A 19,993-nucleotide genomic window follows, 5' to 3' on the forward strand; every position below is an offset into this window, starting at 1 on the left:
CCTCCACGTTACAGCGCTTGCCATTCAGGCCGAGAACTACTCGGTTGGCAGTTCGATCATGAAAGTGGTGCCCCATAACATAATGCTGTCGGAAATATAAACGCGGCCGCCTAACGCTTCAACCAGACTGCGTGTGATATACAGGCCAAGGCCGCTGCCGCCTTCGCTGCGGGTTGTGAAGCCAAGCTCGAAAATGCGCTCCCACAGCTCGCGGTGAACGCCGGCTGCATCGTCCTCAACACCGATCTGCAAAAGGTTGTTTGGCAGGGCTTGCAATGTTGCGCGGATCAGTACGCGCCCGCCTTCGCGCCCGCGCGCCAGCTCGATCTGCTGGATGGCATTCAGCACCACATTCAGCAAAATCTGCTGAAGCTGCACGGCCTGGCTGCGCACAGTTGGCAGGGCTGCGTCGATCTGGGTGTGAAGCTGAATGTTCGCGCGCCTGGCCATGTCCTGCATCAGGCGCACAACTTCGCTCACAATGCTTTCAATAGAAATATTCTGTTCGCGGCTCTGGATGGTAACGCGCCCAAACATTCGCGCCGTGCCAGTGAGCCGCTCGACCCCTTTGATCAAATCGCTGAGGATTTCGTGCGCTTCATGAATATCGTGAGAGAGCGCGCTTGGCCGGTTTGCGAGTGTGTCGGCAATCGTGCTGCACTGGCGCTCAAGGTCCTTCAGCGCAAAGTTGATCGGGCTGAGCTGATGGTTGATCTCGTGCACCAGCGCGCTGCTGAGCTGGCCCAGCAGGGCAAGCCGCTGCATTTCCCAGGCGTGGTCGGCAAAATCGCCGCGCTCGATCAGCGCGCCAGCCACCAGCGCGATCATGGCGGCGTGCTGCTCTGCTGCGCTGTCGCGAAAGGCGCCAGGCTGCGGGCTGAAAAGAAACAGCGCGTAGCTGTCGCGCAGGCTGTGCTGGAGCGGCACGCCCAGGCAGGCGCGGAAATCGAGCAATGGGCGCAGGTAGCGCACGCGCCCTTCGGCCTGTTGTGCGTCGTCGAGGCGCATGATCTGCTGATCGGCGGCGACATCGCGCACCGGGCTGTACAACAAGTCGGGCAGGGCGGCGCGCTGGAGCTGGGCACTGCCAGCTTCGGCGGCAATGCTGATAGCGCGCTGCGCCCGATCGAATTGAAACAGCACCGCGTGGCTGGCCCCGGTTACCTGCCGCAGCCGCTTGAGCACATCGGCAAGCAAGTGCTGCTGGCGCTGGCGCTGGTTGAGCAGCTGGCTGGTTGTGGTGCGCTCAATGGCGTTGGTGGCGGTGTCGCCGTCGTGCGCTTCGGGGATCTCTGGCGCATCGGTGAGCACGCTGGCCAGGTCGCTTGGTAGCAGTGGCTTGATCAGGAGCTGCGCGCCACTGTCGAGCAATTGGTCGATCTCAACTGGGTGCTCGCCGGTGAGCGTCCAGTCGGTCATGAGCACCCGGCGCGTAGCAGGCCAGCGCGCGCTGATCTGCTGGAGTGCCTGGAGACCGCTCATCCCCGGCAGATTGAAGTCCATGAGTACCATGTCGAATGGCTGCTTTTCCAGCGCTGCCAGCCCCTGCTCGGCCGATTCGGCGGCCACAACGCGCTGCAGTGCCTGGCCAAGCCACCCCGCCACAGCGTCGCGCTGCATCTGGTCATCTTCTACAACCAGCACATTCCAGGCAACCGCCGGGAATGTGGGCTTGGCCGGCAGCGGCTCGGGTGCTGGCAGGGCGCGCGCCTCGCCTTCGGGCGTGTGCTTCCAGCGCCCAGGCATCACGCGCTGCATCGTCAGCCCGATTTTGCGGTGCAGCGGGTCGAGGTGCTCAAGCGCAACATGGATTCGGTCGCCGGGCCAGAGCAATTTCTCGATCGGCAGTGATTGCGCCCAGGCCGGCAGGCGGCTTTGGTGCAGCAGGCCGGTGATACCCGGCTCAATGTCAATAAATGCGCCATAGGGCTTGACGGCCTCAACTGTGCCGAGCACAACCTGCCCAAGCTGGTAGCGCTCAGTCAGGCTTTGCCAGGGGTCGTTTTCGGCCAGCCGCAGGCTCAGCTCAAGCCGCTCGTCGTGGCCCATCCCCAGCACCACGGCGCGATGCGTATCGCCACGCTTGAATTGCCGTCGCCAGTTTCGCCGCTGCCGCGCGTCCCATGCAATCTCGCGCTCGCGAACAATACCAACGCGATCATCGGGCAGGCGCACCAGCAGGCCAAACGGCAACAAACGCAGCACTGTCACTTCGGCAAGGGAGGTATTTTCGGTTTGGGTGCTCATAAGCCAGCGCTCCTTCACCTGGGATTGCGAGGCGCGGCAAGGAGGAGATGTGAGCGGGATGTCGGCGTGACCTCGTATCTACTTATAGAAACGTTGTAACCGGCATTTTTCGTGGGTCATCGTGGCTTTATTGTGCTTATGCTTACTGTAATGCCTTTTGGAATTCTGTGTCAGCGCGAGTTTCTGTCATTTGCTTGGGAAACGGGCCAGATAGCTGGCGGCAAACCGATATTTTGCCGTCACCGATTTCGGCGTTGCGAAATGCTTGGGTGTGTATAAAATAGTGGGCTGCTGTGAAGAGGTTCAGACGAGCTTGCGGCTACAAGCCCAGCGCCTCGGCCTCGATTGCGCTGATCGCCGCGCGGTCGTCGGCGCTGGCGAGCTTGTCGCGCTCGACATTGATGCGGTAGCGCAAGGCCACCAGCAGCGCGGCGCGGCGCGGGCCGGCTGGCGTGGCGCGGGCGCGCTCCAGGCGGCCACGCAGGTCTTCCAGCAGCGATTGCGGGGTGGCTGTGCCGTCGGCTGGCGCGGCGCGATTGCGCGAGGGGAGGGTGCTGGCGCTGGGCGCAGATTTGCCGAGCAGCAAGGAGGCGAGCGTTGCCGCGCCAAGCTTGGAAAGGTGCTGGTTGCCATTGCCGCACTTGGGCGACTGGATGCAGGCCGGGCAGCCTTCGGCGCACGGGCAGTCGAGCAGCAGCGTGCGCGTTTGTTCCCACCACGGCTCGGCCTGCTCGAAACCAAGCTGCGCAATGCCCACGCCGCCCGGCACGCCATCGTACACAAACACCGTCGCCGCGCCTGTGTCGGGGTGCAGCGCCTGCGAAAGCCCGCCAATGTCGGCGCGGTCGCACTGGGCGAACAGCGGCAGCAGCCCGATGCTGGCGTGCTCCATGGCGTGCAGACCATCGGCCACGTCGCCGCACACATCCTCGACGCGCCGGCAGATTGTGTCGGGCACCGTCCACCACACCGCGATCGTGCGGAAAGTTTGTGGCGGCAGCGTCAGGTCATGCTCGCTCAGCACGGCGTCGCTGTAATGTTCCTTGCGCTTGTAGCCGGTTACCTGTCGAGTCACTTCCACCACGCCAACAAACAGCTTGGCGCTGCCCAGGTCGCGCTCTTGCTGCACCCGCTCGATCCGAATCGAGGTTTCGTCGGCGGGCTGCGTGTAGTAGTTGACCTGGCTGCGCCGCGCGCTGGCGGTGCGGCCCTGCAGCTCGCTCACCAGATAGGAATCGCCCTGGTGCAGGTAGATCGCGCCGGGGTAGACCTCGAAGGGCGCGCGGGTGGCCGCGACCTGCTCGATCGTGCGCCCGCTTTCGGCGTCGCGCAGCGCAACCGGGTCGCCGTCGGCGCTGCGAATGTTCACCTGCGCGGCCGGGTGGCGCCCGCCAAATACCGCGCCGCCATCGTCGAGCGGCACAAGGTCGCCGTGGCGCAGCAGCCAGTCGCGCAGCCCAGGAAATGTTGGGCCGAACCACAGCGCATCGGCCTCGTGCAACGGTAACTCGGCCGCCGCGCAGCGCAGCTGGTCGGTCAGGATAAACGGGTTTTCCAGCGCCACGCGCGCGTGCTCGTGCGAGCGGCTAAAGAACTGCTCGGGGTGGCGCATATAAAACTGGTCGAGCGGATCATCCTGCGCGACCAGCGCGGCCATGCTGTGGCCCTGGCTGCGGCCCGCCCGCCCAGCCTGCTGCCATGCGCTGGCGACAGTGCCGGGAAAGCCGCCAATAATCACCGCATCGACGCCGCCAATATCCACGCCCAGCTCAAGCGCGTTGGTGCTGACCATGCCCAGCAGCTCGCCATCCATAAATGCCTGCTCCAGGCGGCGGCGGTCGTCCATGGTGTAGCCGGCGCGGTAGGAAGCCACGCGCTGCGCCAGGCCAGCGTGGCCATTTTCCAGCGCCTCGCGGGTGTAGCGCAGCACCAGCTCGGCGCCGCGTCGCGTGCGGGTGAAAGCGAGAGTCTTTACGTTTGCGCGCACCAGCGTGGCCAGCAGCGTGGCGGTTTCGATGTTGGTCGAGCGGCGGCGGCCATTTTCGGCAGTGCGCGCCGCAAACGAGTTGCGGGCGTTGTCGCCCCAGCTCTTGCGCCGTTCTTCGATCAGCGGCGGGTTCCACAGCACAAAGGCGCGTTCGCCCTGCGGCGCGCCATCGCCCTCGATCAGCGCCACCGGGTCGCCAACCAGCGCCTGCAGGTGTTCCTGCGGGTTGGCGCTGGTGGCCGAGCAGCAGATGAACTGCGGGGCGCTGCCATAGTGCGCGCACAGCCGCCGCAGCCGCCGCATAATCAGCGCGACGTGCGTGCCAAACACGCCCCGATAAATATGCGACTCATCCAGCACGACATAACGCAGGTTCGCAAGCAGCCGCGCCCAGCGCTGGTGGTCGGGCAGCAGGGTGCGGTGCAGCATGTCGGGGTTGGAAAGGATCATCTGGGCGCTGGCGCGCAGGGCGTCGCGCTCGGGGCGGGGCGTGTCGCCGTCGAGTGTGGCCACGCGCACGCCCAGCGGTTCGGCCAGGGTGCGCAGCGCGCGCAACTGATCGTGTGCGAGCGCCTTGGTGGGGAAGAGAAACAGCGCGCGGCTGTGCGGTTCGGCCAGAGCCGTTTCCAGCGCAGGCAGCTGGTAGCACAGGGTTTTGCCGCTGGCCGTGGCCGTCACAACGCCCAGGTGCGCGCCCGCCCGCGCTGCGTCGATGGCGGCGGCCTGGTGGGCGTAGAGCTGAGTGATGCCGCGCCGGGCTAGTGCTTCGGCCAGGGGCGCGGGCAGCGGGTGCTGTGGCGCGGCAAAGCTGGCGGCGCGCGGCGGCAGCGGCTGCACGTGGGCGATCTGGTTGGCGTAGCCGGGCATGCGACGCAGCAGAGCGGCGAAATCAGTGGTCATGGCGTGCATTGTAGCACAGGGGTGCGCCTCGCGCCAAAAGCGAAGGCGCAGCGGGTGAACTTCACGCTACGCCTGTGTATCCAAAAATTCGTCGATGCGCAACCTGAGAATACATCAACGCACGACACACTACAACCGTGGCTGATAATGCGTCGTGCGTAGCGCAAATGATGAAGTTCTACAAACCACGGCATCTATGATCTTCGTGCCTTCCTGCCTTCGTGGTGCGTCGTTCTATTCCACGCTGCTAGCGACTGCGGTAGTTGCGATTCTCGTGCAGGAACGCATCGACGGCGCGCTGCGCAGCAGCGATGGCATTGCTCGCAGCGGTATACTCATCCTCAACCGAACGGTAGGCTTTGTCGGACATTTTGCCCGCGTCGGTGTCGCGCTCGGCCTGGCGCTGGCGGCTGCCAATTGGTTCGCGGGCGTGCTCGGCGTCGCGAACGCGCTGCACCAGCTTCTCGAATTCCGCCTGAACGTAAGGGTCGTCGTAATAAAGATCGCGATATGCCCGGTCGCTCATGGGGTGCTCCTTTCTGCCGTTCCTTGCCACGTCGCCGCCCGCATCGGGGGCGATTGCGTGCCAGCCACCCTGCTGCATGATACGCGCCCGGCGCGCTGCTGTCGAGTGCTGGTTCTGCGGTTTCTATGGCAAGTTGCGCGCCGCCAGGGGCTAGCTGCGCGGCCGGCCAAGCGGTGCCGCGCCCGTGCGCCGATCAACTTCGGCCAGGCCGCGCTGGAGCGTGCTGTAGGTGATCATTGCGGTAAGCTCGACGCCCAGGCCCACCAGCGCCTGCGCGATTTCGGGGCGAATGCCGGTGAGGATCATGCGCGCGCCCAGCAGCTGCACGGCCTGCCCGGTGCGGATGAGCGTGTGCGCCACCTGCGTGTCGATCACTGGCACGCCCGTGATATCGAGCAGCACCACCCGCGCTTGTGTTTCGGTCAGTCGCTCCAGCACAATCGAAAGCACCTGCTGAGCGCGGTAGGAATCGATTGCACCGACGAGAGGCAGCACCAGCACATCATCGCTCACAGGTATGACGGGCGTGGAAAGCTCTTTCAGCAGGGTCGCCTGAAATTGCACTGTTGCCTCGGCCTGCTTGCGCGCCGAAATATTGTTGTAGGTTGCGAGCAGGCCAATCGGCGTGCCATCGGCAGTTTGCAGTGGAATTTTGTAGGTTTCAAACCATTCTTGCAGGCCATTCGGGAAGATCACGGTTTCGTTGTCGTCGTATTCCTGGCGCTGGCTTTCCAGCACGCGACGGTCAATCGCCTCGAACTGCGCAGCCTCGCCCGCCTGCCAGGCCAGGCTGGCATCGGTGCGGCCAATGACCTCCTCCACCGAGCTGAGCCCAAGGTCGGAGGCGAAGCGCCGATTGCACCCACGGTACACCAGATCCATGTCTTTCCAGTAGATCGCGTAGGGAAGATGATCGATCACGGCCTGCATCAGGGCGTGCTGGTCGCGCAGGTCTGCAATTGCCGTTTCGCGCGCGGCCAGCGCCGCTTCGAGGCGGGCGATATGCGCCTGGAGTTCGGCCGTTTCGCTGCTGGTCTGCTCAGTAACATCTGGAGCCATGCGTATCTCTCATGCGTTTGGCACGTGTGAGGCGTGCCAAAACCGCGCTGGGGTGGATGCCTAACGATTGCGCTGTGCAATTACGCGTCAGTATAGGCGCTGAGGGAATGTGCAATCGGTTCAATGGCGTAATGAAATCGGATCGAAACGCGCAAAAAAGCCGCCCCGTACGAACGTGCATCGTTCAGCGCGGGGCGGCTTTGTGGAGGATGAAATTTTACGAGCGGGTGCGGCGCTTGCCGTCGCCGCGCGATCGGCCATTCGGGCCGGCCGGGCGCTCGCCTTCGCGCATCCAGCGCGGCAGCATATCGTCGTAGCGGCTGTTGCCGGGCCGCCGTTCGTCGCTCTTGCGGCGGTTGTCGGTGGTATTGCGGCGGTTGCTGGTGGCGCGTTGTTCGGGCCCGCGTGTGCCGCGCTCAGGCGACCGTTGGGCGCGCTGCTGCTGGGGGCGCGGGCGGTTCGTGTCGGGCGCGGGGGCCGCTTGCTGCGCAGGAGGTGGCGCGCTTGCCTGGCTGGGTTCGGCTGTTTGCTGCGGGGCAGGCCGTTGGGCGGCAGCTGGCGCGGGTTTGCGTGGCCGCACAGGCTTGTGGGGCGCATCGGCGGGCCGTTCTGGCGCGGCCATTGCCGTTGCTGGCGCAACCGCTTCGGCGGGTGCCGGCGCGGCCGTTTCCACAGGCGCTACAGCTGTGCTCGCTGATCGTTGGGCCGCGCGTTTGGCAGGTTTTTGCAAGGCTGCCACCTGAAATGTGAGCGGGCCGCGCCCGCGCCGGAAGGTAAGCTGCAAACCACGCCGTTGGGCGGCAGCCTGAAGCATCTCGCGCACAGCTACGCGATCTTCTCCCGCGCCAAGTTCGACGCGACCGTGCTCGCCGGCAGCGAAATGAGCCATAAGCGCGTCGTACTCGTGATTCGTGGTGTCATTGGTTGTGCGCGAATCGGGCGCACTGGGGCGTTGGGTGCGTGCAAGGGGCATCGTGGCCTCTCCCGTAGAAATAAACTATGATCCAATAGCGAACCGGATGGCAAGCGCCCGGCCAGCGTGAGTGAGGCAGAGCGCAAAAGCAAGGGTATACCGAATCATGCTGCCTGGCTGGGCCAAGCTGCACGCGAGCCAGCACTAGCAAAAGCGTATGCATCAAAGGCAGCGCGCAGGGCGAGCCTGCTTCATGGGTGCCTTGAACACGAATATGTACGCCCAGGAGATCGGTGCCGTGTCGGTACAATTTCTATTATAATCGATTTTTGTGTTCTGCGCGACAGCATTTGCCCCGTTTTTGCGGGCAAAATGGCAGCAATTTCGCCGCCGCAGCAATTATGGATAAAAGATTAGGCGATTTTTTCCATTCTCAGCTGCTAACATTCGTACTATTCTATTGGATGAAACGATTCAAATCCTGCTGGTGGTTTTGCTGCCGCTGGTGTTGCGAATGTTTCCAGTTTCTTCACCATGGAGTGTAAAGCAATGGCATACGAACCTTTACCAGCCGAAACGCGCATTGGGCACGTGCATTTGAAAGTTGCGAACCTTGAACGCGCGATCGAGTTTTACCGCGACCGCATGGGCTTTGATCTGCTGGTGAACTTTGGCACGGCGGCATTTCTTTCGGCCGGCGGCTACCATCACCATATTGGCCTGAACACCTGGGAAAGCCAGAACGGTGCGCCGCCGCCGGCTGGCACCACCGGGCTGTACCACTTTGCGATCAACTATCCCAGGCGGCGCGATCTGGCCGCCGCGCTGGCGCGCCTGCTCGACACGGGCTGGGGCATCGATGGCGCGTCCGACCATGGTACGCACGAGGCGATCTACTTGCACGATCCTGATTTCAATGGGATTGAGCTGGCCTGGGATCGGCAGCCGAGCGAGTGGCCGCGCCGCAATGGCCAGATTGTGTTTGACCGCAAGCCGCTTGATTTCGCAAGCCTGCTGGCCGAGCTGGGTGGCCCCGAGCGCAGCGAGCAGCTGGCCGGTCTGGCGGCCTACACATAGCGCCAAGCGGGGAAATAGAGGATAGGGAATGGTGATTACAATGCCGAAACTATTTCCTGATTCCGCAGTGCATTTCTGACAGCTCACTAACGGCTACGCACCACGCACTATCTATAGGTAGTGCGTGGTGCGTAGCCGTTCGATTTGTTTTATGTCCGCGCGTCAATAATCGCCTGGCGGCGCACCAGCGTCTGCGCCATGCGCACATTTGCCGCGTCGATCATGGTGCCGTTCAGGCTGATTGCGCCGCGCCCGGCCGCAGTTGCTTCTTCGTAGGCGGCTACCACCGCGCGCGCCCAGGCCAGCTCCTCGGCGTTGGGCGCGAAGATGCTGTTGGCCATGGCGAGCTGCGCTGGGTGAATGCACTGCTTGCCGTCGAAACCAAGTGCCAGCGCCACGCGGCAGGCGCGCTCGAAGCTCGCAGCATCCCTGAAGTTAGCCGACGGCCCATCCATGCAGCGCAGGCCATTCGCGCGTGCCGCCGCAACGATTGTGTGCATGACAGCGTGCCAGCGGTGGCCGGGATAGAGCGCGTCGTGCGCGTCGGCTTCACCGATGTTGGCGAGTGGCATGCGCATCGAGGCGGCGTAATCGCCCGGGCCGAAGATCAGCGCTTCCAGGCGCGGCGAGCTGTGTGCGATTTCGCGCGCCCACAAAAAGCCGCTGGCGGTTTCGATCTGCGCCTCGATGCCAATCCGCCGCGTAAAACCCTGGCGCATTTCTACCTGCGTCAGCAGCGTGTCGAGAAATTCGACATCGCGCGCGCCGCTGGCTTTGGGCAGCATAATCAGGTCGAGCTGCGCGCCGGCTGCTTCCACCACGTCAATGACATCGCGATAGGCGAAGGGCGTGTCGAGCGCGTTGATGCGCAGCATGCGCGTGCGCGGCCCGAAGTCGAGCGTGCCGAGCGCTTCGATGATGTTGGCGCGGCTCGCTTCTTTCTGGTCGGGGGCAACCGAGTCTTCCAGATCGAGGCAGACGCTGTCGGCGGCGCTCTGCGCGGCCTTGGCGATCATGTCGGGGCGCGCGCCGGGCACAAACAACATGCTGCGCGCTAATCGCGGGGGGATTTCGTGCATATGCGCCTCATAAGCCGAACCGAGAACCAAAGCTGAACCGAGAACCAAGAACCAAGAACCGGGCGGGCACAGTGTCGCTGCCCTATTTCGTGCCACGCGCCGCGTTGCGCCGGGCCAGGGAGCTTTGCGCAAAGGCCAGCCCGGTTTGCAGGGTGGCGTGCGTGATCATGCTGCTGAAGTCGATCCCAAGCCCGATCATTGTTTGGGCAACTTCGGGGCTAATGCCCACCAGAATGATCTGCGCGCCCAGCAGCTGAATCGCGCGCGCCGTCTGGATCAGGTGGTGCGCCACAGCCGTATCGACCACGGCAATGCCGGTAATGTCGATGATCATAAACTGCGCGCCGCGCTCGGCAATCGCTTCGAGCAGCGATTCCATCACCTGCATGGCGCGCGTGCTGTCGATTGCGCCAACCAGCGGCATGATCAGGATGTCGTCGCTGATCGGGATGATCGGCGTGGAAAGCTCGCGAATAAGTGTGCGTTGGGCGGTGATTGTTTCTTGCTGCATGTGCCGCTGGGTGCGGCTGGCCTGCACCAGGTCGCGTAGCAGGCCCGGCAGCAGATAAACCGTGTCCAGCGTGGCTTCGACCAGGTTTTCGAGCGTAATGAGCTTTACTGGCACAACAATATCGGGCTGGGAGGTTGCGCCAGCCGCCGCGCTCAGCGCAGCATCGACGGCGGCGCGGCCAATGCCATACAATGCGCGATAGATCGTCGCGGCCATGCGCCCTTCGTGAATGGCGATCAAGCCCTCGGGGTCGGCGTCGAAGCCCACCACAGTGATCTCCCCGGCGCGGCCAAGCCCGGCAATTGCGCTAAGCGCGCCAACAGCCATCTGGTCGTTGTGCGCGAACACGCCACGAATCGCAGGATCGGCGGCCAGCGCCGCGCGCATGAGTTGCTCGCCATCCGCCTGCGTCCACATACCCTCGCGCTCGTAGGCCAGCACGATGTTCGGATGGCGCGTGAGCGCTTCGGCAAAGGCGCTGCCACGATACGAGGTGCTGGTTGCGCCGCGAATATGCGCGACCTTGCCGCGCCCGCCGATCTGGGCAAACAGGTACTCGGCCGCCAGAGCGGCACCCTGGACTTCGTCGGCGCGCACAAGCGCAGCGAATGCCGGGTTGGGTTCGGCTTCCGCGCCAATGATCGGGATGCCTGCGTTGCGAAAAAGCTGAATCGTTTCGGGATAGGTGTTGATCACCACGTTGGTCAGGATCACGGCAGCCGGGCGCTGGCGCAGCATCTCGCTGACCGCGCCATCCAGATCTTCTTCGGGGTCGGTTGCCGGCAAAACGAGATCGGCACCGCGCTCAGCGGCGCGTGCGTTGATGCCCTGGGCCAGCGTGGCCCAGTAGGGAAAGAAGACCTGGTAATGGATACAGCCAATGCGCAGCGCGCGCTGAGAGTTAGGCATGCCGGTGTCCTTCAGGCTGGGTTGACGGCGAATGCGGAAAGCGTTCAGACGTTCTGCCTGTAAGCATACCATAGAGGAGTGCGCGCGTGTGAACAATCACAAATCGGCTTGTTTCTCTTTCTGAAGCCGTCTTGCGATATCAGCACCATATAATGAGGGGTGCGCTAAACATAACGAATCCTAAATCGTACTACTTTCGGGTGAGCGAAAAGCGACGCGAAACATAATGAAGGCCATTTTGATGGTTGAATCCCTCTGGCCAAGCGACGCGAAACATAATCGGTCAAGTTGTTGCTTGCTCCGCAACCGGTGTATCCAGACGCCAATTCGTCAATCGGCCTGGCGCTACCTCAAAAGAAGTAGTTTTACATTATGTTTAGCGCACCCCTCTATAATAGTACTGAAAAGCGTTTGCAGCACCGCGTGCGTGGCATCTGCATGCCCTGCCGGCACCTGCGGGGGCATGGGCCATTGGTTCGGCTTTCGCGCTCGTGCCGTTTCTCTTCTTTCGTACCTGCATGCTTTGGTGGTTTTCGCGCGCTTTCGCCGGCTACCACGCATAGCCAAGCGCGTCGAGCAAGGCGCGCGCCAGCACCATGTGGCCCACCTGCGTCGGGTGGATGCGATCCCACGCCAGCGCCATGGGGTGCAGGTGCTCGAGCACCGCATCAAAGGCGGCCTGGGTATCGACAAATACCGCGTCGTGGCGGGCGGCCAGCTCGCGCACCACGGCGGCGTAGCGCTCCATTGTGGCGCGCATCGGGTCGGCGCGGTTCGGCTCGACCATGTAGGGCGTGAGCAGCACCATGCCTTTCAGGCGCGGTCGCGTCTGCGCCACCAGCTCGCCCAGCGTGGCGGTGTATTCTTCCAGCAGCACATGCTGTTCGCGCTGCCAGGGCGAATCGAACTGGCGCCACACGTCGTTGATGCCGATCATGATCGAAAGCCAGTCGGGCTGAAGATCGAGCACGTCGGTTTGCCAGCGCGCCTTGAGATCGCGCACGGTGTTGCCGCTGGTGCCCATATTCACCACGCGAATGCGCGCTTCCGGGGCGGTTGCCTGCAAAAGACTATCGGCGAGTCCGGCGTAGCCCCTGCCGAGCGCGCCAAACAGCCCTTCGCCCACCGGGCGGGCGCGCTCGCAGTCGGTGATCGAGTCGCCTATCATCACGAATTTGCTGCCGGGTTCGAGCAGGAGTGGCATGGGTTCTCCTTACAGTATCGTGGCGCGCAAGCACAGAGCAAGAGAGCCTGCTTTAATTTACATAAAACTATTTTTGAGTGAGCAGAAACGCGGCAATTGTACCACCATTGCCGGCGGGGGAGGCTACGATTGCGCGGCGAGGATGGCCGCCACCTCGGCAAAGCGCTGGGCGATCGCCGCGCGGGTGGCGGCTTCGGGCAGTCCGTCGCGGCTGCCCTGCTCGATCAGCTGGGCGTGGCGCAGCAGGTGGGCGCGCTGCTCGGCGCTGCGGGCGCATTCGGCAACGACGGCAATGGTGTGGAGCAGGTGGAGGGTCACAGATGCGCTGCCGCGCCCATACTCGCGGATCTGGTTGAAGGCGGCATCGGTGGCCTGCCCAAAGGTGAGAGGATTGCTCGCCAGGCGCACGGTTCCGTCGCCGCTGCACCGGCAGGGCGCGGGCAGCTGGCGCATGGCAAGCTGGCAGAGCGCAGCGCCCAGCCAGTCGGTGCAGGTCATGGCGGTGAAGGGGTCGTTGATCGCGGGCGAAAGCGCGCGCAGGGCTACTTCAACCAGCTCGTTGATGCCGAACTCAATATCCTGCACCAGCGTGCGCTGCGCTTCCAGCACAAACGCGCCATTGATTTCCTCGCTGACGCTGGGCGGCGCAGCGGAAGGCCACACCCGCGCCAGCGGCGCGCCGGCTGTGACAAACGCGCCCGGCTCGCGCAAAAGCTGGATGGTGAGATTATGCGTTTCGGCCAGGCGAAACATGTCGTTGTCGTCGCGCGCCTGGATGTAGCCATTACGCTGGGCCAGCACCGTCAGCGCGGGCGCGGCGGGTGGGACAAACGGCGGCGCGGCTGCGGCCGGCGCGCTGGCGGGCGGGAAAGTCGCCTTGATCGCCGCTTGCAGCTCGTCGCTCACTGCCGCGACGACGACTGGCGCCTGCATAGAGACGGCGATGTGATTGATGAAGTAGACCAGCATGCCCAGGCTCAGCAGCGCCAGCGCCAGCCCAACCGAGAGCGAAAGCTGCGGCAGCGAGGCGGTGGTTTCGTCGCGCATGCGCAGCAGCACCAGCATGCAGAAAATAAATGTGGCCGTGAATGTGCCAAGCACAAACTGCGTGCCGGTGTCGCGCAGAAACATGCGCAGCAGGCGCGGGCCAAACTGCGAGGCGGCGATCGTGAGCGGCACCGTGGTGATCGAGAAGACCACGCCGATGATGCCGATCATCGCGCCGGCCACGGCAAACATCAGTGTGCGCGCCGAGTCGATTGTGTCGTAGTAGAGCCACGGCAGGTGCACAACCCCAGAGTCATACAGCGCCTGGTCGGCTGCGCCAAGCGCGCCCCACAGCAGCGTCGCGCCAATGATCATCAGGGTTGGCACAAACCAGTAGCTGCCCCGCAGCTCGTCCCAGCGCTCGCGCAGCCGCACGTCCATCATGCTCGCTCCTGTTGCAGCGTCTGCGGCATTGTAATGCAATTTTCGCGCCAGTGCGAGTTTCTAACAGTTCGCCAACACTGCGCTAACGCCCCACTAGTATTGCGCTGCTACCATACATATAACACGATTGCGAAGGAGCCACCTGATGATACATGCGGAAATTCCACAGCGCCGACCCTGGGGCGCGATTGGTCTGCTGGCGGCGCTGGCGTTTGGCACGCTGCTGGCGGTATTCAACCTGTACGCGGGCCTGGCCCTGATTGGGGTGGCAATTCTGACGGTGCTTGCAATGGCGCTGCCGGCAGGGGCGCGGGCGCGGCGCGCACCGTTGCTGTGGCGCGCAAGCGTGCGGCGCAGCCTCGTCACTGCCGAGCAGGAGCCGCAAATGGCCTTTGTGATTCCGGCGGAGAGCGTGCCCGGCTACACGCCCATGCTTACGCGTGAGGGCGTTGTGCTGGTGAACGACGAGGGCACGATCGTCTACCGTATGAAATAGATTGCTTCGGGCGCGCGGCGGGCATCCTTGCCCGCCGCGTTTTTTGTTGGCGCGAAAGGGGTATAATCGGCGCACTCTGATCCGCACGTGCCGTGATGTACGGCCGCGAGCAAAAGGTTGAGCCACAGAGGGCACAGAGGCCACGGAGTATCGAACTTATCACTCGGTGTTCTCCTGTTTTTCGTAGCCAACTACTTTTGCACTTCGCTTTTTCTGCTTGTTGCTATACGGGAACACTGCCATACAACCTTGGTGTCTTGGTGCCTTGGTGGTGATTTCATACGGTATCGTTTTAGGGGAGCACGCCATGACTGCGCCGCAAACCATTCACCTCGTCTTCAAAACCCACCTCGACATTGGCTTCACCGACCTGGCCCGCAATGTCGCCGCCCGCTACTTCAACGACTTCATTCCGCGCGCGCTCGACGTGGCGGCCGAACTGCGGCGCACTGGCGACGACCGGTTCCGCTGGACAACTGGCGCGTGGCTGATCTACGAGTTTCTTGAGCGCGCCAGCCCGGCCGAGCGCGCGCAGATGGAGCAGGCCATCGCGGCGGGCGACATCCACTGGCACGCGCTGCCCTTCACCACCCACAGCGAGCTGATGGACGCCGAGCTATTTGCGTTTGGGCTGAGCCTCGCGCAGCGGCTGGACGAGCGTTTTGGCCGGCGCACCATCGCCGCGAAAATGACCGACGTGCCGGGCCATACGCGGGCGATTGTCCCGCTGCTGGCGCGGGCTGGCGTGCAGTTCCTGCACCTGGGCGTGAATGGCGCGTCGACGCCGCCCGACGTGCCGCCCGCCTTTCTGTGGCGCGACCCAAGTGGCGCGGAAGTGATTGTGATGTACCAGCGCGGCGGCTATGGCGATTTTGGCGCGCTGCCCGGCCTGGGCCATGCGCTGGCATTTGCGCATACCGAAGACAATATCGGCCCGCAGACGGCCGAGCAGGCACGCGTGAGTTTCGCCCGGCTGCGCGAACGCTTCCCCGACGCGCAGGTCATCGGCTCGACACTGGATGCCTTTGCCGAGCAGGCAATACACGCAAAGGCGCAGTTGCCGGTGGTAACGAGCGAAATTGGCGACACCTGGATTCATGGCGTTGGCAGCGACCCGCAGAAAGTTGCGCGTTTTCGCGCATGGAGCCGCTTGCGTAATCGTTGGGCGGCGAACGGCGCGGCGCAGCAATACGAACGGGAAGTTGATGCATTCAGTCGCGCGCTGCTGATGATGCCCGAGCACACCTGGGGCATGGACATCAAAATGCACCTGAACGAGTACACCTCCTATGCCCGCGCACCTTTCGCCGCCGCCCGCTCGCAGGCCAATTTCCGCGCTTTCGAGTCGTCGTGGGCCGAGCAGCGCGCCTACCTCGATACGGCGCGGGCCGCGCTGGCGGGCACGCCGCTGGCTGCCGAGGCCGATGCCGCTGTGCAGGAGCTCGCGCCCCAGCGCCCCGCAACCAATGGCATGCGCCCGCTGGCAGCGGGTGAAACAGTGACCGGCGCGCATTTCACGCTCGCACTCGACGCGGCGACCGGCGCGGTTGCCCGGCTCACCGATGTGCACAGCGGGCGTGTGTGGGCGGGGTCGCAGCATGTTCTCGGTTTGCTGCGCTACCAGACCTTTGCGCAAAGCGATTACGACCGCTTCCACCGCCAGTACAACATCAACAAGCGCACAACGTCGCACTGGTCGGTGCCCGACTTTACCAAGCCGGGAATTGCCCATGCCGGTGCGGAATCGCGCTGGTGGGAACCGCGCCTGGTGGGCGCATGGCACCGCCGCGACGACGGGGGCGATTACCTGCTGGCGGAGCTTGAATTCCCGCCTGAGGCGGTTGCGCGCTACGGCTGCCCCGGCGCAGCGACGCTTGAGATTGCGCTGCCCGCCGACGTGTGCGCGATTCGCTGGCAGGTGCAATGGTTTGAGAAAGTGGCCTGCCGCCTGCCCGAGGCGCTGTGGTTTTCATTCGTGCCGGCCGGGGTTGCTGCGCACGGCTGGGAATTGCAGAAGATGGGCCAATTCATCGCGCCCAACGATGTGGTGCGCGACGGCAATCGGCACCTCCACGCCGTCGAGGCCGTGCGCTATGCCGACGCGCGCGGCACCCTGCGCCTCGACACGCCCGACGCGCCGCTGGTTGCCCCCGGCGAGCCCGCGCTGCTGAACTTCACGAACCGCTTTGCGTCGCTGCGCGGCGGCGTTCACGTCAACCTGTACAATAATGTGTGGGGCACGAACTTCCCGATGTGGTATGAGGATGATGCGCGCTTTCGCTTCACACTCTCGGTGAGTTAAATTTTACAACCAAGACACCAAGACACCAAGATCCCCGAAATTCAGAATCTTGATGTCTTGGTGTCTTGGTGGTTACGCTAACGCGGCCAGCGCGCGGCGTATGAGTGCCTTCGCCAGCGGGAATTTGTAGCTGTTCTGCTCCAGCGGAGCGGCGTCGGCCAGCGCGGCGTCTGCCGCCTGCGCGAAAAGCTCCTTGCTGGGTTTGGCCCCACGGAGAAGCTTTTCCGCAGCGGTGGCGCGATGCGGAGTGTTGGCGACGCCGCTGAGTACCACGCTCGCCGCCGCAATTTTCCCATCCTCCACGTGTATCATTCCGGCAACGCCCACCAGCGCGAATGCCCAGACCTTGCGATCCATTGCTTTCAAGTAGGTGCTGCGCGCGCCGTTTGGCAGCGCCGGAATTTCGACCGACAACACGAGTTCGTCGGGCGCGAGCGTATTCTCGGTGCGGCGCGCATCGTCGGGCGGCGCGAAGAACGCGTCGAGCGGCACGGTGCGCTCGCCGTTGCGCCCACGCAGCCGCACGCTCGCACCGAGCGCCAGCAGCGCCGCCGCCGGGTCGGACGGGTGCACGGCAACGCATGGGCTCGCGTCGAAGATCGCATGGAGCTGGTTTTCGCCTTCGCGCGCCGGGCAGGCGTCGCCGCCTTTTAGCCAGCAGTTGAACTGCGCATTGCGGAAATACCAGCAGCGCGGGCGCTGCAACAGGTTGCCGCCCAGCGTTGCCATGTTGCGCAACTGCGGCGTTGCTGCAAGGCCGGCAGCTTCCGCCAGGGCCGCAAAGCGCTTCCTGATCACGTCGCTGGTTTCGATCTCGGCCAGGGTGGTGAGCGCGCCAATGCTCAGGCCGCCGTCGGTTTCCTCGATGCTGCGCGGCAGGTCTGCAAGCTGCTTGAGATTGACGAGATGCTCGGGTGCGGCCAGGTCGGCTTTCATCAGCGTCAGCAGGTCGGTGCCGCCGGCCAGCGGCCGCACATTCGCGTTCGCGTCGAGCAGCTCGATCACATCGGCGACGGCGGCGGGGGCGGTGTATTCAAACGGTCGCATTGCTTAGTGTCCCTTCTTCTCGGCCAGCGCCGCCAGCAGCCGCCGCCGCGTGAATGGCGCGTCGGGGAGCCGCACGCCCACCGCGTCGAAAATTGCGTTGGCGATTGCGGGCGCGGTTGGCACCAGCGGCGGCTCGCCAATGCCCTTTGCGCCAAGCGTGTTTGCGGCACTGTCGGGCAGGCTCAGCGCGGCGTGCGTGATCGCCGGGATGTCGCGCACGGTCGGCACTTTGTATTCTTCCAGGTTTGCGTTCAGCACAATGCCGGTGGGCGCATCGACCACGCGCTCCTCGGTCAGCGCGAAGCCCACGCCCTGCGTCACGCCGCCGATGATCTGGCTGTCGACCATCGTCGGGTTGACGATCCGCCCGGCGTCGTGCGTAGCGACAATCCGCAGCACAGTCACTTCGCCGGTTTCGGTATCGACCTCGACCTCGGCGAATTGCGCGCCAAAGGTGTGGGCAGTCTTTTTCTTCGGGCCGGCGCCGCGCGAACCCTGGCCCTGGATCATGTGCGGCGCGATGCGCCCGCATACCTCTTTGATGCTGACCGAGCTTTTCGGGTCTTTGGCAACGACGACCTTGCCGTCGCGCACCGTCAGCTTCTCGGGCTCTTCTTCCAGAATTGGCGCGGCGGCTTCGAGCAGCTGGCGCTTGGCATCCATGGCGGCGCTGCGCACGGCTGGCCCGATTGAAGAAAGCGTGGAGCTGCCCGCGCTGGCAGGCGAGTAGGGGCCATTTGCGGTGTCGCCCAGGTGCAGCGCCACGCATTCGAGCGGGATGCACAACTCCTCGGCGGCGACCTGCGCCAGCGCCACGCGTGTGCCGGTGCCAATGTCCTGCGTGCCGGTGACGACGTCGGCAGTGCCGTCGGTGTTGAGCTTGACCCAGGCATAGCCGGGGGCATTCCCGCCGCCGCCGATCCAGTCGTGCGCGGCGAAGCCGACGCCGCGGCGCCTGGTGCCGCTGCTGGCCTTGTTCGCCGGTTTGCCCCAGCCGAACTCGGCGGCGGCGCGCTCGATGCACAGGCGCAGCGCGTCGGGCGAGGTGTAAGGCTGTTCTTTCTTCTGATCCTGCTTCGAGTAGTTCTTCATGCGCAGCGCAACCGGGTCCATGCCCAGCTCGCGTGCCAGCTCATCCATCGCCGACTCAAGCGCAAACGCGCCCTCGACATAGCCGGGCGCGCGGAAGGCGACTGCCGGGCCGGTGTTGGTGTAGACGCCGACCTGCTCGGTGGTGACGTTCTCGCAGCGATACAGCGTCTGGTAAATGCCAGCCACGTCGCTGGCCTCGCCGCCAACCTGATATGCGCCGGTTTGCAGCTCCACCCGCGCTTCGATCGCGGTCAGCGTGCCGTTCTTTTTCGCGCCAATGCGCACGTGCTGGCGCGTGGCGTTGCGGTTGCCAACCGCCAGGTTTTCGCCTGCGCGGTCGAGCATGAGCTGCACGGGCTTGCCGGCAGCTTGCGCCAGCAGCGCCGCGATCACATCCTGCTTCCAGGCGATCTGTTTTGCGCCAAAGCCGCCGCCCATATATTGCTTGATCACACGGACGCGATGCTCGGGAAGTTCCAGCTTCTCGGCCACGTCGGCGCGCACCGCCCACACACCCTGCGTCGAAGAATAAAGTGTAAGCTGCTCGCCTTCCCAGACGGCAGTGCAGCCGTGCGGCTCCAGGCTGTTGTGAACGGCGGTCTGCGTGGTGAACTCGCGCTCGATGATGATATCGGCCGCTTTGAAGCCAGCCGCTGGCGCGCCGCGCTTGTATTTCTGCGTTTCGCCAGCGATGTTGCCCTTCTTGTAAAGCGCGGGCGCGTTCTTTGCGAGCGCGGCGGCGATGTCGGTCACAAATGGCAGCGGGTGGTATTCGACCTCAATCAGGCGAAGCGCGTCTTCTGCAATTTCCTCGCTGTCGGCCGCAACCGCCGCCACTTCGTCGCCCACAAAGCGCACGGTTCGGTCGAACAGTTTGCTTTCTTCATACCACGCGATGTTGGGCGCATTCTGGTGCGTCAGAATGGCGCGCACGCCGGGCAGCGCCTCGGCCCGGCTGGTGTCGATGCGCGTAATGCGGGCGTGCGGGTGCGGGCTGCGCAGCACACGGGCGTAGAGCTGGCCGGTCAATTGAATATCGTAGCTGTAGCGCGCGCGGCCGGTTACTTTTTCCGCGCCTTCGACACGCGCGTGCCGCTTGCCCACATACGTAAATGTGGCGTCGTCGGTCCAAGCCTGCTCGCGCCCGGTTTCGACGACGGTGAGCTTGGTTTTGCCCTTGCTCTTTTCTTTATCGACATGCTGAATCGGCATG

At 64.1% G+C, this 19,993-nt stretch carries 14 protein-coding genes; 3 read left to right on the forward strand and 11 right to left on the reverse strand.

The features are described 5' to 3' along the window. Nucleotides 1-36: 36 nt before the first annotated feature. The 5 genes from M1P90_RS03975 to M1P90_RS03995 all read right to left on the reverse strand — a co-directional run bounded on the left by M1P90_RS03975 (nt 37) and on the right by M1P90_RS03995 (nt 7,692). Nucleotides 37-2,247, reverse strand: coding sequence for an ATP-binding protein (locus M1P90_RS03975; protein WP_483701356.1), 2,211 nt, complete (start codon nt 2,245-2,247; stop codon nt 37-39). A 319-nt stretch (nt 2,248-2,566) separates the two neighbouring features. Continuing rightward, a complete protein-coding gene (locus M1P90_RS03980) occupies nt 2,567-5,134 on the reverse strand; it encodes a DEAD/DEAH box helicase (RefSeq protein ID WP_483701357.1) in 2,568 nt (855 codons plus the stop codon). A 247-nt stretch (nt 5,135-5,381) separates the two neighbouring features. Further along, nucleotides 5,382-5,660 (reverse strand): hypothetical protein, encoded by a 279-nt coding sequence (locus tag M1P90_RS03985; protein ID WP_483701358.1) that lies wholly within the window; start codon nt 5,658-5,660, stop codon nt 5,382-5,384. Nucleotides 5,661-5,810: 150 nt separating this feature from the next. Then, the gene (locus M1P90_RS03990) at nt 5,811-6,719 is read right to left on the reverse strand and encodes a PAS domain-containing protein (protein ID WP_483701359.1); all 909 of its coding nucleotides are present in this window, start codon (nt 6,717-6,719) and stop codon (nt 5,811-5,813) included. A 217-nt stretch (nt 6,720-6,936) separates the two neighbouring features. Further along, complete coding sequence (locus tag M1P90_RS03995; RefSeq protein ID WP_483701360.1) at nt 6,937-7,692, reverse strand: hypothetical protein; 756 nt, start codon at nt 7,690-7,692, stop codon at nt 6,937-6,939. Nucleotides 7,693-8,181: 489 nt separating this feature from the next. On the opposite strand from M1P90_RS03995, the gene M1P90_RS04000 reads away from it, so the two are divergent. Then, a complete protein-coding gene (locus M1P90_RS04000) occupies nt 8,182-8,709 on the forward strand; it encodes a VOC family protein (protein ID WP_483701361.1) in 528 nt (175 codons plus the stop codon). A 149-nt stretch (nt 8,710-8,858) separates the two neighbouring features. Here the strand turns inward: M1P90_RS04000 and M1P90_RS04005 are convergent, their stop codons facing one another. The 4 genes from M1P90_RS04005 to M1P90_RS04020 all read right to left on the reverse strand — a co-directional run bounded on the left by M1P90_RS04005 (nt 8,859) and on the right by M1P90_RS04020 (nt 13,843). Then, nucleotides 8,859-9,788, reverse strand: coding sequence for an HpcH/HpaI aldolase/citrate lyase family protein (locus M1P90_RS04005; RefSeq protein WP_483701362.1), 930 nt, complete (start codon nt 9,786-9,788; stop codon nt 8,859-8,861). A gap of 82 nt (nt 9,789-9,870) precedes the next feature. Further along, nucleotides 9,871-11,208 (reverse strand): substrate-binding domain-containing protein, encoded by a 1,338-nt coding sequence (locus tag M1P90_RS04010; RefSeq protein WP_483701363.1) that lies wholly within the window; start codon nt 11,206-11,208, stop codon nt 9,871-9,873. A gap of 550 nt (nt 11,209-11,758) precedes the next feature. Then, nucleotides 11,759-12,412, reverse strand: a complete 654-nt coding sequence (locus M1P90_RS04015; protein WP_483701364.1) for an SGNH/GDSL hydrolase family protein — start codon at nt 12,410-12,412, stop codon at nt 11,759-11,761. Between the two features lie 123 nt (nt 12,413-12,535). After that, nucleotides 12,536-13,843, reverse strand: coding sequence for a DUF2254 domain-containing protein (locus M1P90_RS04020; RefSeq protein ID WP_483701365.1), 1,308 nt, complete (start codon nt 13,841-13,843; stop codon nt 12,536-12,538). Nucleotides 13,844-13,988: 145 nt separating this feature from the next. On the opposite strand from M1P90_RS04020, the gene M1P90_RS04025 reads away from it, so the two are divergent. Both M1P90_RS04025 and M1P90_RS04030 read left to right on the forward strand, forming a co-directional pair. Beyond that, nucleotides 13,989-14,339 (forward strand): hypothetical protein, encoded by a 351-nt coding sequence (locus M1P90_RS04025; RefSeq protein ID WP_483701366.1) that lies wholly within the window; start codon nt 13,989-13,991, stop codon nt 14,337-14,339. Between the two features lie 307 nt (nt 14,340-14,646). Next, nucleotides 14,647-16,641 (forward strand): DUF5054 domain-containing protein, encoded by a 1,995-nt coding sequence (locus tag M1P90_RS04030; protein WP_483701367.1) that lies wholly within the window; start codon nt 14,647-14,649, stop codon nt 16,639-16,641. A gap of 72 nt (nt 16,642-16,713) precedes the next feature. Here the strand turns inward: M1P90_RS04030 and M1P90_RS04035 are convergent, their stop codons facing one another. Both M1P90_RS04035 and M1P90_RS04040 read right to left on the reverse strand, forming a co-directional pair. Further along, complete coding sequence (locus tag M1P90_RS04035) at nt 16,714-17,688, reverse strand: FAD binding domain-containing protein (RefSeq protein WP_483701368.1); 975 nt, start codon at nt 17,686-17,688, stop codon at nt 16,714-16,716. Nucleotides 17,689-17,691: 3 nt separating this feature from the next. Then, a complete protein-coding gene (locus tag M1P90_RS04040; protein ID WP_483701369.1) occupies nt 17,692-19,992 on the reverse strand; it encodes a xanthine dehydrogenase family protein molybdopterin-binding subunit in 2,301 nt (766 codons plus the stop codon). Nucleotide 19,993 lies beyond the last annotated feature (1 nt).

It is taken from the genome of Kouleothrix sp. 19917 (assembly GCF_057073505.1).

Bases quoted from the DNA above. Each gene is read 5' to 3' on its own strand.
- M1P90_RS03975 (WP_483701356.1), bottom strand. From the start codon at position 2,247: ATGAGCACCCAAACCGAAAATACCTCCCTTGCCGAAGTGACAGTGCTG.
- M1P90_RS03980 (WP_483701357.1), bottom strand. From the start codon at position 5,134: ATGACCACTGATTTCGCCGCTCTGCTGCGTCGCATGCCCGGCTACGCC.
- M1P90_RS03985 (WP_483701358.1), bottom strand. From the start codon at position 5,660: ATGAGCGACCGGGCATATCGCGATCTTTATTACGACGACCCTTACGTT.
- M1P90_RS03990 (WP_483701359.1), bottom strand. From the start codon at position 6,719: ATGGCTCCAGATGTTACTGAGCAGACCAGCAGCGAAACGGCCGAACTC.
- M1P90_RS03995 (WP_483701360.1), bottom strand. From the start codon at position 7,692: ATGCCCCTTGCACGCACCCAACGCCCCAGTGCGCCCGATTCGCGCACA.
- M1P90_RS04000 (WP_483701361.1), top strand. From the start codon at position 8,182: ATGGCATACGAACCTTTACCAGCCGAAACGCGCATTGGGCACGTGCAT.
- M1P90_RS04005 (WP_483701362.1), bottom strand. From the start codon at position 9,788: ATGCACGAAATCCCCCCGCGATTAGCGCGCAGCATGTTGTTTGTGCCC.
- M1P90_RS04010 (WP_483701363.1), bottom strand. From the start codon at position 11,208: ATGCCTAACTCTCAGCGCGCGCTGCGCATTGGCTGTATCCATTACCAG.
- M1P90_RS04015 (WP_483701364.1), bottom strand. From the start codon at position 12,412: ATGCCACTCCTGCTCGAACCCGGCAGCAAATTCGTGATGATAGGCGAC.
- M1P90_RS04020 (WP_483701365.1), bottom strand. From the start codon at position 13,843: ATGATGGACGTGCGGCTGCGCGAGCGCTGGGACGAGCTGCGGGGCAGC.
- M1P90_RS04025 (WP_483701366.1), top strand. From the start codon at position 13,989: ATGATACATGCGGAAATTCCACAGCGCCGACCCTGGGGCGCGATTGGT.
- M1P90_RS04030 (WP_483701367.1), top strand. From the start codon at position 14,647: ATGACTGCGCCGCAAACCATTCACCTCGTCTTCAAAACCCACCTCGAC.
- M1P90_RS04035 (WP_483701368.1), bottom strand. From the start codon at position 17,688: ATGCGACCGTTTGAATACACCGCCCCCGCCGCCGTCGCCGATGTGATC.
- M1P90_RS04040 (WP_483701369.1), bottom strand. From the start codon at position 19,992: ATGCCGATTCAGCATGTCGATAAAGAAAAGAGCAAGGGCAAAACCAAG.